Genomic DNA, 14,114 nt, shown 5'->3' with positions numbered 1-14,114 from the left:
GCGGTGCCGTTTAATGTCGGATGCCGTTTAACTACCGGGTAGATACCAGGCTATACCGGAGTCAAAAACAACAAAAAAGCCATCGGAGGCACTCATGTTGAGTATTTTTAAGCCCGCGCCACATGTGGCACGGCTTCCCGCAGACCAGGTTGACCCCACCTATCGCCGCTTACGCTGGCAAATTTTCATGGGTATCTTCTTCGGTTACGCAGCCTACTATTTGGTACGTAAAAACTTTACTCTGGCCATGCCGTATTTGATCGAACAGGGATTCTCTCGCGGGGATCTCGGTTTCGCGCTATCCGGTATTTCTATTGCTTATGGTTTCTCAAAATTTATCATGGGTTCGGTTTCTGACCGTTCCAACCCACGAGTATTCCTCTCTGCCGGTTTGATTCTCTCTGCGGCCGTGATGCTGTTTATGGGCTTTGTACCCTGGGCAACATCCAGTATCGCCGTAATGTTCGTGCTGCTGTTCTTGTGCGGCTGGTTCCAGGGTATGGGGTGGCCGCCATGTGGCCGTACCATGGTGCACTGGTGGTCGAAGAAAGAACGTGGCGGGATTGTTTCTGTCTGGAACTGCGCCCATAACGTGGGTGGTGGTTTGCCGCCATTGCTGTTCCTCCTCGGGATGGCTTGGTTTAACGACTGGAAAGCGGCGCTATACATGCCGGCTTTCGGTGCCATTTTAGTGGCATTGATTGTCTTTGGCCTGATGCGTGATACTCCTCAATCCGTGGGTTTACCGCCAATTGAAGAGTACAAAAACGACTATCCAGATGACTACAGCAAAGAAGCAGAAGAAGAGCTGACCGCCAAGCAAATCTTCATGCAGTATGTGTTCCCTAACAAACTGCTGTGGTATATCGCCATTGCTAACGTTTTTGTTTATTTGCTGCGTTACGGCATCCTCGACTGGTCACCAACCTACCTGAAAGAAGTCAAACACTTTGCACTTGATAAATCGTCATGGGCTTATTTCCTGTATGAATATGCTGGTATTCCAGGGACGCTGCTGTGCGGTTGGATGTCTGACAAAGTGTTTAAAGGCAACCGTGGTGCCACGGGTGTGTTCTTTATGACATTAGTGACTATCGCGACCATTATTTACTGGCTGAACCCAGTCGGTAACCCAGGTATCGATATGGCTTGTATGATCACTATCGGCTTCCTGATTTATGGTCCGGTCATGTTGATTGGTTTGCATGCCCTTGAATTAGCACCGAAAAAAGCGGCAGGTACTGCAGCAGGCTTCACCGGTCTGTTTGGTTATCTAGGCGGCTCGGTCGCGGCCAGTGCCATCGTAGGTTATACCGTTGACTACTTCGGTTGGGACGGCGGCTTTATGGTCATGATTGGCGGCAGCATCTTGGCTGTGCTGCTACTGCTCGTTGTGATGTTTAGCGAGAAAAAACATCACGAAGAGATGGCGAGAAAGCAAGACTTATAAGTCTGGCTAGTTAAGTTGTTCTACAGGCTGTGTCGTTATCTATGGATGTATAGCGCCACAGCCTTTTTCATACCTTGAAATTGATAAATGGAGCACAATCAATGCAAATTCATATAAAAACCTTGGCGGCGAGCATCATTTTGGCATCTTCAGTAGCGGGTATGGCGCACGCGGCAGAGCCATCTTCTTCGGATAAATCCACACTCACCAAACCTTCAGCAGATAAAGTCGTTATCGCGCATCGTGGCGCCAGTGGCTATTTGCCTGAACACACACTGCCAGCCAAAGCCATGGCCTATGCGCAGGGTGCTGATTATCTTGAACAAGACTTGGTGATGACCAAAGATAATGAGTTAGTGGTCCTGCATGACCATTATCTGGATCGGGTGACGGATGTTGCCGAACGCTTCCCGGATCGCGCACGTAAAGATGGCCGCTATTACGCCATTGATTTTACGTTGCCGGAAATCAAGTCACTGAAATTTACCGAAGGCTTTGATATTGGTAAAGATGGCAAGAAAGTACAAAGCTATCCTGGCCGCTTCCCTATGGGCAAATCTGACTTCCGGGTACACACCTTCCAAGAAGAGATTGAATTTGTTCAGGGACTAAATCATTCGACCGGTAAAAATATCGGTATCTACCCTGAAATCAAAGCGCCTTGGTTCCATCAGCAAGAAGGGAAAGATATTTCCACCAAGGTATTGGAAGTCCTTAAGCAGTATGGTTACACCACCAAAGCCGATAAAGTTTATCTGCAATGCTTTGATGCGAATGAATTAAAACGTATTAAAAATGTGTTAGAACCGAAGATGGGTATGGACCTGAAACTGGTTCAACTGGTGGCCTATACCGACTGGAATGAAACCTACGAACAAAAACCTGATGGCAAATGGGTTAATTACAGCTACGATTGGATGTTCAAGCCAGGCGCAATGAAGCAAGTTGCACAATATGCTGACGGTATTGGCCCTGACTACCATATGCTGGTTGTTGAAAGCTCCACGCCGGATAACATTAAGCTGACCAATATGGTGAAAGAAGCTCATGCCAGCAATATGATGGTTCATCCGTACACCATCCGTGCTGACAAGCTGCCTAAATACGCCACTGACGTTAATCAGCTGTTCGATATTATTTATAATCAGGCACAAGTTGACGGGGTATTTACTGACTTCCCAGATAAAGGCGTGCAGTTCCTGCAAAAACAGGCTCAACATCAGTAAGTTTATGGCCTGAGATTAGCGAGAATAAGAAAATGGCGCACTTATAATGAGTGCGCCATTTTTTGTTTATAGCGCTATTTTACTCTACCCAGTAGATTTCGATTTGCAGGTAGGCGGGTATAAAATGATCAGTTACTTATCTGTACCTAAAAACATTTTACGCAGATAGTGCGGGACCGCATCATCCACATTCGAACCAATCACTTCCAGATTCGGCAGCATATCTTTCAGGCGCTGATGCGCATCACGCATGATGCAGCCTTTGCCAGACATAGACAGCATTTCCAAATCATTCATACCATCACCAAAGGCGATGCATTCTTTCAGTGAATAACCAATGATTTTAGCCACTTGTTCAAGCGCATGGCCCTTAGAGACACCGCCGCCCATCACTTCCAGACAGGTTGGGAAGGAAAAACTCACATTAACTCGATCGCCCCAACGTGCATTGATGGCTTCTTCTAAAATCAATAACTTGTCATGATCTTCGCAAGTGAAATAGACCTTACACACCCCTTCGGTTGGCAACAACGCGGGTTCGAACACTTGGTAGTTGAACACTGATTCACGGAAAAACTCTTTCTGCGCCGGACTTTCACGGTTCATATACCATTCATCGTTTAAATAGACGTTGGTCAAGATATCCGGATTATGGTGTTCGATATTGTACAAATCACGGGCGATATCAGCATCAAGGTTATGGCTGAAAATCAGCTCCCCTGCCGTGTTGTGCACGCGCGCACCATTGGAGGTGATCATAAAAGCGCTGATCTCCAGGCTATCGCGAATTTGCGCCACATCGATATGATGGCGGCCAGTCGCAAACACAAAGTGCACATCACGCTGCGTCAGCAACTTAAGTGTTTCTTTGGCATATGGCGTCAGGATGTGGTCAGGTGACAGTAAAGTGCCATCTAAATCGGAAGCAACAACATGATACATAGCGGTATGTTCTAACCTCTGGTGACGTCGGGGTCTAATGGCCGACTGATTGTTTTATGTGGCAAGAAGGGTGAGATTGCGCGAAAAAACGCAATATGGCGCTAAGCGCCTCGGCACGCAGCTGGTCCCGCTCGAACAGGATCTCATGGCGCGCCCCTTGAATGACCATAGGATGCCCCCCTTCGCAAGGGTGCCCCGCCAGAGTCATAGCCTGAGAAAAAGCATTGTGGGCCGGGTTATGGACTACCCGATCCTCACTGGCCTGCAATAACAGAACCGGTGTGGTGATTTTGTCTGCTTCAGCGATAATTTGCTCCCCCACCAGCAGACTTTCACGGACCCAGTGATACGTTGGCCCACCGACACGAATTTCCGGTGTATCCGCATATTGGCGCAAATAGCGGCGATAGCGCTCGCGACTGTGGGTCAACATATTGACCAGATAGGGCAATGGCCGCCACTGACCGGTTCCGATAGCGTAATAATCCCGCAACTTTTGGTGCCCTTCGGCCCAATCGACAATCCGGTGGGCAAGCCAACCTGGCATCGGTAAATGAATACCAAACATCGGCGCACAAAGTGCAACAGCATCAAAGGCGTTAGGTTCTCTCGCCAGAAAACGTGCCAGAATTGCGCCGCCCATGGAGTGAGCCAAAGCAAAGCGCTGCTGATAACGGCTATTTGTGATCTCGCGCTGCACTAATAGCGCAAAATCCTCAATATAATCATCGAATTTGATCACATGGCCACGATTGTGATCCTCAAGCATCCGCCCGGATTTACCCTGCCCACGATGATCCAGCACAATAACATCATAGCCCTGCTGAAAAAGATCATAGGCCACTTCAGGATATTTAACGTAACTTTCAATGCGGCCGGGCACCACCACCACTACGCGGGTATGTTGCGGGGCACAAAAACGGACATAGCGAATAGGAATATTATCGACTCCCATAAACTCGTCTTCATCGCGCTGCTGCCAGAAATCTAGCAATGGGCCGTTAACAAAGGCCGCAAACTGCTCTTCACGGGTCAACCAGCCAGTCATATGATTATCTAACGGCATAACATCGCTCGCTGTTCAGTGAACAAATTGTCGTTCTGTGAGCCATAGCACAACTATTAGCAATAGAGTATTGTGGCATAAATTTACGCATTCCGGGAGCTTTGCCGATGACCTTAGACTGGTGGTTAACTTATTTGCTGACAACACTTATTCTCAGTCTGTCCCCCGGCTCTGGCGCCATCAATACCATGAGTACCACTATCAGTCATGGTACCCGTGGGGTGGTTGCCTCAATTTGCGGATTGCAGCTGGGGTTAGCGGTACATATTGTGCTGGTTGGTGTCGGTCTTGGCGCACTGATTTCACAATCGCTACTGGCATTCGAAATATTAAAATGGCTTGGGGCGGCTTACTTAATCTGGCTCGGTATCCAGCAATGGCGTGCTGCCGGCGCACTGGATCTGCATGCATTAGCCAACAGTATGCCACGGCGTAAACTCTTTAAACGCGCGGTGTTTGTTAACCTGACCAACCCGAAAAGCATTGTGTTCCTGGCCGCATTATTCCCGCAATTTGTGCTGCCACATCAACCACAAGTGGCGCAATATCTGATTCTTGGTAGTACCAGTGTGATTGTCGATATCATAGTGATGATTGGCTACGCCACCCTTGCCACACGAATTGCAGGTTGGATAAAATCACCGCACCAAATGAAATTGCTGAATCGGATATTTGGCGGCTTGTTTATGCTAATTGGCGCATTATTGGCAACCGCTAGAAAAGTATAAGGTTAGTGGTCCCAACCGGTGCAGAACCGTTGGGATTATCCATTAACGGGACAAAATCAGATGAATACCAAAACCGGTGAATAATACCCCAGCCAAGCCATCAATCCATTTGGACAACCGCTGATAGCCACGGCGCATCACGGGTAAAGCGAATATGCAGGCAACCACACTGAACCACACGAAAGTTTCCCCGACAATCAGGACAAACAATCCCCAGCGCGCGCCCGCACTAACATCATCACCGACAAACAGTGAGAATACGCTGCCGAAATAGATAACAGCTTTAGGATTCGAGAGGTTGGTCAGAAACCCGCGCAGGAAAGTCCGGCCACGAGCGGGCAGCACAACCTGTACTTCAGTTTCTGTGGTATCACGTTTGGTACGGGCAGATTTTAGCAACTGCCAGCCCATCCAGCACAGGTACAATCCGCCACCGACCATAATAATCTGATGCAACCACGCCATTTTCTGCAAGATCAGATTCAACCCCATCAAAGCCACACCTGCCCAGATGACAATCCCGAGTGAAATCCCAACCACGCCCATCATCGCCTCACCGCGCGAGCGGCTGGCGGCAGTTTGTGAGACAAAGAAGAAATCAGGCCCTGGGCTCATCAGAGCCACCAGGTGCACCAGTGCGACCGTCAGAAATAGCATTAGCATGAATAGGTTCTCATCGACCCTGCGGGCTTGCAGCCGCAGCGGCATTAGTCATCGTTATTGTCTACATGGTCACGGATCATGGCCATAAAGGGTGCGCCAAAGCGCTCCAGCTTGCGCTGCCCAACACCATTGACACTCAGTAGCTCGCTGGCAGTAATCGGCAGCTGCTCGGCCATCTCCAGCAAAGTGGCATCGTTAAACACCACATAAGGCGGAATATTGCCTTCGTCGGCGATAGATTTGCGTAACTTACGTAATTTGGCAAATAACTTGCGATCGTAATTGCCACCGTAAGATTTTTGATTGGCACTGCTGCGCACTTTCAGGCTCTGAATACGTGGCACCGCCAATTGCAATGGCAATTCAGCTCGTAATACCGGGCGCGCCGCTTCCGTCAATTGTAAGGCGGAGAACATCGCAATATTCTGGCTCAACAATCCGAGGTGAATAAGCTGGCGCAATACACTGACCCAGTGTTCATGACTTTGCTCACGACCAATGCCATATACTGATAGCTTGTCATGACCAAATTCACGAATGCGCTGGTTATTAGCCCCACGCAGCACTTCAACGATATACCCCAGACCAAAGCGCTGTCCAACTCGGTAAACACACGACAGCGCTTTTTGTGCATCGGCTAGCCCATCGTAGCGCTTGGGTGGATCAAGACAGATATCACAGTTGCCGCATGATTGCTGCTTGCCTTCGCCAAAATAGTTGAGCAAAACCAAGCGGCGGCAGGTTTGCGCTTCAGCAAAAGCCCCCATCGCATTGAGTTTATGCCGCTCAATATCCTGTTGTGCGCCTGCGGGCTTCTCTTCCAGACAGCGGCGTAACCACGCCATATCTGCCGGGTCATACAGCAGCATGGCCTCGGCGGGTAAGCCATCACGCCCGGCACGGCCGGTTTCCTGATAGTAAGACTCGATAGTGCGCGGAATATCAAAATGCACCACAAAGCGGACGTTAGGTTTATTAATCCCCATACCGAAGGCTACTGTGGCAACCACCACTTGCAAGTCATCACGCTGAAAGGCTTCTTGCACTTGTGCACGGCGTTCGTTATCCAGCCCGGCGTGATAAGCGGCCACACTCAGGCCACGACTTTGCAAACGAGCGGTGGTGTCTTCCACTTTTGCCCGGCTATTGCAGTAAATAATGCCACTTTTTCCGCGTTGGTCTTGCACAAAACGCCACAGTTGATCGAGCGGTTTAAACTTCTCGACCAGGGTGTAGCGAATATTAGGACGGTCAAAACTACTGACCTGAATCAATGGCTGATCCAGATTGAGCAAGCGTACGATATCACCACGCGTCGCTTCATCCGCCGTTGCAGTCAATGCAATAACGGGCAAATCAGGGAAACGTTGTTTTAACTGACCAAGAGCACGATATTCCGGGCGGAAGTCATGCCCCCATTGGGAGATACAGTGGGCTTCATCCACTGCCAATAACCCTGGCCGCCACTGATGCAATTGATCAAGGAAGCTCTCCATCACCAAACGTTCTGGTGCGATGTACAGCAGCTTAATCTGGCCGCTGCGACACCCGTCCATCACCGCCAATTGCTGTTCGCGTGTTTGTGACGAGTTTAAACATCCCGCCCCGACACCATAGGCCAGCAGTTGGTCAACTTGGTCTTTCATCAACGAGATTAAAGGGGAAACCACCAGTGTCAGTCCATCAGTCACCAGTGCCGGAATCTGATAACACAAGGATTTACCCCCACCGGTTGGCATCACTACCAGGCAATCTTGCCCTGCTAGGGTGGCGTTGATAATTTCCTGCTGTCCGGGCCGGAATTGCTGATAGCCGAAAGTATCTCGCAATACTTGCTCTGCCAGTAACTCCCTATTTATCACTGCTGCGGTTGACACACTCTTCCCCAACTATTAGATCTGCACAGGCAGGAAAACCTGCCTGTGTCTGAAACTTTTCTAACGCCGGATGACGTTAAAGGACATCATTCAACATGATACCCACACCCACCCGTGTTTGCCTAAAGTTATAGTCAATCATTGACTCACCATAGCCACTGAACACTTGGGTATAGAAACGTACATGTTTAGTGATTGGGTAGCTCCAGCCCATTTCAGCGCCGCCGTAGCCGGTATTCCAGTTATAGCGCCCATCCAGACTGAAGACGCTGTCACCCAAGGCATAACCAACTTTCAGGCGATAGTAACCCATGTATTTATTGATATCGGGGTTGTCATCTTTTGCGTCACTTTCGGGCAGACGATACCAAGGTTTCAGGTCAATTTCCAAGTTACCGCGTTGTGCCATCAAGCGAGTATAAACACGATCCCAGCTACGTGAAGTTGGATCGGCTTTACCATTAGATTGGTGGTTATAACCAAATTCGACCTCACGAAAAGTCCAACCCGCCAACTCATATTCCGTTGCCCACGCCAGGAATATCTGCGGTTCGTAGTTGGTTTCACGGAAAGGCGAAGACTCATCACTGTTGGATGCCTGCCACCAAGAACGCTGGGTATAAGAGGCACCGAGTAATGAGTTATCACCCGCAATACCACGCCAGATAGGGAAGCCTAAACTCAATTGGAATTTAACTTCATCTTTCTTAGCATTATTAGCCCAATCATAAGAGCTGATAGCATCTTTATTGATATCACTGGTATAGGTATATAACAGATAGTTTGTTTCATACGGATAAAGCAGGAATGGATTATCGTGGTCCTGCAACATTGCCGCAATAATACTGCCACGCACCACAGGTGCATCGTGAATCTTCTCAACCGTCGCCACATCTGCCTGCGCCAAGGTTGGTACCAACAATAACGCTATTAATATCTGCCAAAATCTACCCATAACTCCCCCATCACCTTACGAATTATTTCTATTTGTAATGAAAACAGCTCATTCTACACACAAATGTTATCTTGGATTAGTGTTGTTTATATTTATGATTTAACGACTGGAAAACAACAAAATAGGAGCATAAAATAAACAACTCATTAACTTGCGGGATAATTGCCCGTAAATAGTCACTAAGAGAACAGAGTGCAATGTCAGTTACACCACTAACGCTGGAAGGCGCTCGTCGTATCATCGGGGATATCTTTGTCTATCACATGCCTTTCAATCGTGAATTAGGCTTAAAATTAACCCGTTTCGAGCAAGATTACGCTGAAATTACTTTTGATAATAATGACAAGCTGGTCGGTAATATTGCACAAAGGATCCTACATGGTGGGGTTATTGCCGCAGTACTGGATGTTGCCGCGGGTTTGGTGTGTGTCGGTAATAGCCTGGTTCGTCATGAACCCTTGATTCAAGAACAATTGCAAATGAAGCTCGCTAAAATGGGCACTATCGACCTGCGTGTTGATTATTTGCGCCCTGGTCGTGGTGAGCATTTCATCGCCAGTAGCAGTATTTTACGTAGTGGTAATAAGGTCTCAGTTGCCAGAGTTGAGCTACATAATGAAAAGCAAATTCATATCGCCAGCGCCACAGCGACCTATCTGGTGGGTTGATTTGACTTTCAGCGGTGATGATTAGTCGCTCGAAGTTAAGTACACTCACCGCATCTCCTTTCTTGTTTTGAGCTACACCATGGATAAACAACGAACTCGTCAGGGCATTTTCTTTGCTCTGGCTGCCTATTTTATTTGGGGTATTGCCCCTGCTTATTTCAAGCTAATCCAACAGGTGCCGGCTGATGAAATCTTGACTCATCGAATTATCTGGTCATTTTTCTTTATGCTGATACTGCTGACTGTCAGCCGTAATTGGCCACAGGTACGCAGTGCCTGTAGAAATCGTAAACGTCTGCTTTTACTGGCTGTGACCGCCGTATTGATTGCCAGTAACTGGCTATTGTTTATCTGGGCGGTGAACCATAACCATATGCTGGAAGCCAGCTTGGGTTACTTTATTAATCCGCTGGTCAATGTGCTATTTGGCATGCTGTTTCTGGGTGAACGTTTCCGCCGTATGCAGTGGGTCGCGGTAGCATTGGCTTTTGGTGGCGTGTTAATTCAGCTGTGGCAGTTTGGCTCACTCCCGGTTATCGGTTTGGGTCTGGCGATTACTTTTGCCCTATATGGCCTGATACGTAAAAAACTGGGAATTGATGCCCAAACAGGAATGTTGGTGGAAACCATGTGGTTGCTGCCCATCGCGGCGGTCTATCTGTTCTTTATTGCCGACAGCCCTACCAGCCATCTGAGCGCCAATACCTGGTCGCTGAATGTATTGCTCGCTGCTGCCGGGGTGATAACCACTATCCCGCTGCTATTCTTCACCGCTGCAGCGACCCGTTTACGGCTATCGACATTGGGCTTCTTCCAGTATCTGGGGCCGACACTGATGTTTATTCTGGCGGTAACCTTCTACGGCGAGACTATCGGCAACGATAAAATGGTGACTTTCGCCTTTATTTGGGCGGCATTGTTACTGTTCACGCTAGATGCGCTCTATACCCAGCGCAAGCTGCGCGCCTAATAATTACTTATCACCCAACAACTGGCGTTGCAACTAGCCCCTGCAACGCCAAGCCTCAAGACTAGAGCCAGTTTTTGCGCTTGAAATACAAGTACGGAGCCAAACCGGCAACAATCATCAGGCTGATCGCCGCGGGGTAGCCAAATGACCAATTCAACTCTGGCATAAACTCAAAGTTCATCCCGTAACTCGATGCCACCAGTGTTGGCGGCAAGAATACCACCGAGACGACCGAGAATATCTTAATAATGCGGTTCTGTTCGATGTTGATAAAACCCATCGCTGCCTGCATCAGGAAGTTAACTTTCTGGAACAGGGATTCATTGTGTGGCAACAGGGATTCGATATCGCGTAAGACTTCGCGCGCCTGTTCCAACTGGCCGCTTGGCAAACGGGCTTTACGTACTAGGAAATTCAGCGCCCGCTGGGTATCCATCAGACACAGCCGCACTTTCCAGCCGATATCTTCCTGTTCCGCCAATGTAGACAGCGCCGCATCATATTCATCACCTTGCTGGCCTTCCATGATAACCCGGCTTAATGCTTCCAAATCGCTGTAAATATTCTCGATTTCATCAGCCAACTGTTCAATCTTAGTCTCGAACAGATCCAGCAGCAGCTCATAAGCATTGCCATCAACCAGTGTCTGGTTGCGCGCACGCATACGGTACAAACGAAATGCCGGTAATTCACGTTCACGCAGGGTATAAAGGCGACCATCACGGATAGTAAATGCCACGGTTGAGTTACCAGCGTGATCTTCAGCATCTTCGTAATAGAAGAAGGAGTGGATATGTAGGCCATCCTCATCTTCAAAGAATCGCGCGGAGGCCTCAATGTCATCTAGCTCTGGCCGAGTTGCCAGGCTTTGCCCTAACTCAGACTGGACGCGTTCCCGCTCCCCCTCTTCCGGCTCGACTAAATCGACCCAAAGTGAGGTAGTCAGGTCATCTGATTCATCCAGCTCCAAACGGGATAAGCGATTGTTACTTAATTTAAATGCGCTCAGCATGTGCCAAAACTCCCTTGCGGTGTGGATAGGGGAAACGCATTGAAGCACAGAAACAGGTGAGTATTGAAATACCGTTTGTTTCAGACCATAAGGAGATCTGACTCACAGCGACGGTTTAGCGGGGTCGCTGACAACCACGAAGGCTATCAGCAAAGATGAGGATAGCCTTAGAAGTTGCACCATATGAACAGGTTATTGAGCCAGTATCTACTGGGTGTGTCCAAGGCGAATGTCCTCATCAAGAATAGTGCGCGCATGTTACGCCGAGAAGAAAAAGACTGTCAACCGGTTAAAAGTGGCTACTCCACAGCACCAATGAGAAAGCACGACATTTGGATGATGTGAGTAAAAAAAACCGAAGCCAACTTCGGCCTCGGTTTTGCGTATCCTGCATCTTCATTTAACCAATGATCAGGTGAAATTCACAAACAGGCTTTCCCTTTGGTATTGGCAAAATATCAACGCTTTATGTTTTTAAACTGTTTAGTGGTGTCGGTCAGTGCAATCTCTGTCGGGAGTCGTTCCATAGAACTAGCACCGTAGAAACCATCACATTGTGGGCAATTGTCCATGATGTATTGAGCATCTTCAGGGGTCGAAATTGGCCCGCCGTGGCACAAGACAATAATATCCTCACGCACAGCTTTCGCCGCCGCTGCCCACTCATTAATCAGTGGCACGCAGTCGGCCAACTTCAGTGCAGTATCAGCACCAATATTACCGCCGGTCGTCAGCCCCATATGAGGAACAATAATATCGGCTCCCGCTTGGGTCATGGCGACAGCATCCGCGGCACTGAAGACATAAGGTGTCGTCAGCAAATCTTTCTCATGAGCCAGACGGATCATATCCACTTCCAAACCATAACCCATGCCGGTCTCTTCAAGGTTTGCGCGGAAGTTACCGTCAATTAAGCCGACAGTAGGGAAGTTCTGCACGCCAGAGAAGCCTAAGTCTTTCAAATGGTCCAAGAAGTGATCGAACTGACAGAATGGGTCAGTCCCATTAACCCCAGCCAGCACCGGTGTTTTCTTGACGACTGGCAACACTTCTTTGGCCATATCGACTACAATTTCATTCGCATTACCGTACGCCAGCAGCCCTGCCAGCGAACCACGGCCCGCCATCCGATAGCGGCCAGAGTTATAGATGACGATTAAATCAATACCGCCAGCCTCTTCGCATTTAGCAGACAGCCCTGTACCCGCACCGCCGCCGATAATCGGCTCACGGCGGGCAATCATTTCCCGGAATTTGGCCAATATGGCCTGGCGTTGAAATTTTGGCATATGTTTCTCCACACATTAAATGGCCCTAATGGAATGGGCTCTTTGCTATTTCTTTAAAGTTTTCTACTGCAGCTTGAGCAAATTTCGGGTCGTTAATATTGAACGGATAATGCACCAAGCGGCGTTTTTCGGTTTGAATGACGGTCTCTTCCAATGTTTGAATAAAGGCTTTCAGGGACTTTTCATCCCAGAATGGCTGGCCGGGAGCATCCAGTGCCGAGAAGCCGCCCTCTGGAATTAAGAAACGGACTTCGCCTTGGCAGCGATTTAGCTTCTCGCCAATCCAGCGTGCCATTTGGATATTCTCTTGCTCGGTGGTGCGCATCAGCGTGACTTGCGCATTATGCTTATAGAATAAACGGTCCGCATATTTCGCCGGAATTGTTGCTGGGCTACCAAAATTAACCATATCCAAGGCACCACAGGAGCCGACGTAGGGAATATTGGTATGAGCAATAGCATCGAACCGTTCAGGCCCGCAGGCTAATACCCCATCAAATAACAAGTCGCAAACTTCAGTGGTCGTCAGATCCAGCGCCCCGGCCAATAAACCACTTTCGGCCAATTTTTCCATGGCTTTACCGCCGCTACCGGTGGCGTGGAAAACCAGGCAATCATATTCTGACGATAATGCGGCGCTGACGGCTTGAATACAGGGCGTGGTCACGCCAAACATCGTCAGCCCCAGCGCCGGTTTGTCATCAGTGGCTGTCTCTGCTTTCGCAAAGAAAACTGCACCGGCAATTTGATGGGCGGCATTACTCAATACCCGGCGAGAAATGCGATTAAGCCCAGCAATATCAGTGACTGAATACATCATGGCGATATCACTCGCACCGATATAACCGGAAACATCACCCGAAGCCATGGTAGAAACCATCAATTTAGGAATACCGATGGGCAAACTTTGCATAGCGGGAGTTATCAGTGCCGTACCGCCAGATCCCCCCAGACCTAAAAGCGCAGCGACGTCTTCGCGACTATTGATAAAGCACTCAAAAGCCTGCGCCATCGCGCTGATTGCCCGCCCTCTATCACCACAGAAAACCGCCTGACGCCCATCCGGGTGATGGCTCGCCACGGTCTCGGCCGAAATATCCGCGCCACCGGCCTGCTGACCTTCTTTCGTTGATAAATCCACCGTGACTGTCGTCAAACCGGTTGCTTTAATCAATTCACTGACATACGCCAGCTCTTCGCCTTTGGTATCTGTCGTGGTAGCAATATAAATATGACGAGGCATCTGAACATCCTTCTATGAATGCGCG

General features: G+C 48.9%; 13 protein-coding genes. 5 read left to right on the top strand and 8 right to left on the bottom strand.

All coding sequences use genetic code 11. The features are described 5' to 3' along the window. Positions 1-94 precede the first annotated feature (94 nt). Both glpT and glpQ read left to right on the top strand, forming a co-directional pair. Positions 95-1,450, top strand: a complete 1,356-nt coding sequence (gene glpT, locus DJ58_RS07945; protein WP_004710164.1) for a glycerol-3-phosphate transporter — start codon at positions 95-97, stop codon at positions 1,448-1,450. Between the two features lie 101 nt (positions 1,451-1,551). Beyond that, positions 1,552-2,676 (top strand): glycerophosphodiester phosphodiesterase, encoded by a 1,125-nt coding sequence (gene glpQ / locus DJ58_RS07950; RefSeq protein ID WP_004710163.1) that lies wholly within the window; start codon positions 1,552-1,554, stop codon positions 2,674-2,676. 132 nt (positions 2,677-2,808) lie between these two features. Here glpQ and yigL read toward each other — a convergent pair whose 3' ends face one another. Next, positions 2,809-3,618 (bottom strand): sugar/pyridoxal phosphate phosphatase YigL, encoded by an 810-nt coding sequence (gene yigL / locus DJ58_RS07955; RefSeq protein ID WP_004710162.1) that lies wholly within the window; start codon positions 3,616-3,618, stop codon positions 2,809-2,811. Between the two features lie 34 nt (positions 3,619-3,652). Beyond that, positions 3,653-4,684 carry a lysophospholipase L2 gene (gene pldB / locus DJ58_RS07960; protein ID WP_004710161.1) on the bottom strand — a complete coding sequence of 344 codons (1,032 nt, stop codon included), beginning with the start codon at positions 4,682-4,684 and terminating at the stop codon, positions 3,653-3,655. Positions 4,685-4,791: 107 nt separating this feature from the next. Between pldB and rhtB the strand changes: the two genes are divergently transcribed. Next, on the top strand, positions 4,792-5,412 hold the full coding sequence (gene rhtB / locus DJ58_RS07965; RefSeq protein WP_004710159.1) for a homoserine/homoserine lactone efflux protein: 621 nt from the start codon (positions 4,792-4,794) through the stop codon (positions 5,410-5,412). Positions 5,413-5,454: 42 nt separating this feature from the next. On the opposite strand, the gene rhtC is transcribed toward rhtB, so the two are convergent. The 3 genes from rhtC to pldA form a co-directional block, all read right to left on the bottom strand. Further along, positions 5,455-6,075: a threonine export protein RhtC gene (rhtC, locus tag DJ58_RS07970; protein WP_032911392.1), complete on the bottom strand. Its 621-nt coding sequence runs from the start codon at positions 6,073-6,075 to the stop codon at positions 5,455-5,457. A 44-nt stretch (positions 6,076-6,119) separates the two neighbouring features. After that, complete coding sequence (recQ, locus tag DJ58_RS07975; protein WP_004710156.1) at positions 6,120-7,952, bottom strand: ATP-dependent DNA helicase RecQ; 1,833 nt, start codon at positions 7,950-7,952, stop codon at positions 6,120-6,122. Positions 7,953-8,028: 76 nt separating this feature from the next. Further along, positions 8,029-8,907, bottom strand: coding sequence for a phospholipase A (gene pldA, locus DJ58_RS07980; protein ID WP_004710154.1), 879 nt, complete (start codon positions 8,905-8,907; stop codon positions 8,029-8,031). 197 nt (positions 8,908-9,104) lie between these two features. Here pldA and DJ58_RS07985 point away from each other — a divergent pair, with 197 nt between their 5' ends. Both DJ58_RS07985 and rarD read left to right on the top strand, forming a co-directional pair. Next, positions 9,105-9,575, top strand: a complete 471-nt coding sequence (locus DJ58_RS07985; RefSeq protein ID WP_004710152.1) for a thioesterase family protein — start codon at positions 9,105-9,107, stop codon at positions 9,573-9,575. Positions 9,576-9,654: 79 nt separating this feature from the next. After that, positions 9,655-10,545, top strand: a complete 891-nt coding sequence (gene rarD / locus DJ58_RS07990; protein WP_004710150.1) for an EamA family transporter RarD — start codon at positions 9,655-9,657, stop codon at positions 10,543-10,545. A 61-nt stretch (positions 10,546-10,606) separates the two neighbouring features. On the opposite strand, the gene corA is transcribed toward rarD, so the two are convergent. From corA to DJ58_RS08005, 3 genes are all read right to left on the bottom strand, one after another. Beyond that, positions 10,607-11,557 carry a magnesium/cobalt transporter CorA gene (gene corA / locus DJ58_RS07995; protein WP_004710148.1) on the bottom strand — a complete coding sequence of 317 codons (951 nt, stop codon included), beginning with the start codon at positions 11,555-11,557 and terminating at the stop codon, positions 10,607-10,609. 458 nt (positions 11,558-12,015) lie between these two features. Further along, complete coding sequence (locus tag DJ58_RS08000; RefSeq protein WP_032911361.1) at positions 12,016-12,846, bottom strand: phosphoenolpyruvate hydrolase family protein; 831 nt, start codon at positions 12,844-12,846, stop codon at positions 12,016-12,018. 25 nt (positions 12,847-12,871) lie between these two features. Next, positions 12,872-14,089 (bottom strand): Tm-1-like ATP-binding domain-containing protein, encoded by a 1,218-nt coding sequence (locus DJ58_RS08005; protein WP_004710145.1) that lies wholly within the window; start codon positions 14,087-14,089, stop codon positions 12,872-12,874. Positions 14,090-14,114: the final 25 nt, after the last annotated feature.

Source organism: Yersinia frederiksenii ATCC 33641, from assembly GCF_000754805.1.
Lineage (GTDB): Bacteria > Pseudomonadota > Gammaproteobacteria > Enterobacterales > Enterobacteriaceae > Yersinia > Yersinia frederiksenii.
This window is presented reverse-complemented; position numbering and strand designations above follow the sequence as displayed.

Excerpts from the sequence above, each read along its gene's own strand:
- glpT (WP_004710164.1), top strand. The coding sequence starts at position 95 with ATGTTGAGTATTTTTAAGCCCGCGCCACATGTGGCACGGCTTCCCGCA.
- glpQ (WP_004710163.1), top strand. The coding sequence starts at position 1,552 with ATGCAAATTCATATAAAAACCTTGGCGGCGAGCATCATTTTGGCATCT.
- yigL (WP_004710162.1), bottom strand. The coding sequence starts at position 3,618 with ATGTATCATGTTGTTGCTTCCGATTTAGATGGCACTTTACTGTCACCT.
- pldB (WP_004710161.1), bottom strand. The coding sequence starts at position 4,684 with ATGCCGTTAGATAATCATATGACTGGCTGGTTGACCCGTGAAGAGCAG.
- rhtB (WP_004710159.1), top strand. The coding sequence starts at position 4,792 with ATGACCTTAGACTGGTGGTTAACTTATTTGCTGACAACACTTATTCTC.
- rhtC (WP_032911392.1), bottom strand. The coding sequence starts at position 6,075 with ATGCTAATGCTATTTCTGACGGTCGCACTGGTGCACCTGGTGGCTCTG.
- pldA (WP_004710154.1), bottom strand. The coding sequence starts at position 8,907 with ATGGGTAGATTTTGGCAGATATTAATAGCGTTATTGTTGGTACCAACC.
- DJ58_RS07985 (WP_004710152.1), top strand. The coding sequence starts at position 9,105 with ATGTCAGTTACACCACTAACGCTGGAAGGCGCTCGTCGTATCATCGGG.
- rarD (WP_004710150.1), top strand. The coding sequence starts at position 9,655 with ATGGATAAACAACGAACTCGTCAGGGCATTTTCTTTGCTCTGGCTGCC.
- corA (WP_004710148.1), bottom strand. The coding sequence starts at position 11,557 with ATGCTGAGCGCATTTAAATTAAGTAACAATCGCTTATCCCGTTTGGAG.
- DJ58_RS08000 (WP_032911361.1), bottom strand. The coding sequence starts at position 12,846 with ATGCCAAAATTTCAACGCCAGGCCATATTGGCCAAATTCCGGGAAATG.
- DJ58_RS08005 (WP_004710145.1), bottom strand. The coding sequence starts at position 14,089 with ATGCCTCGTCATATTTATATTGCTACCACGACAGATACCAAAGGCGAA.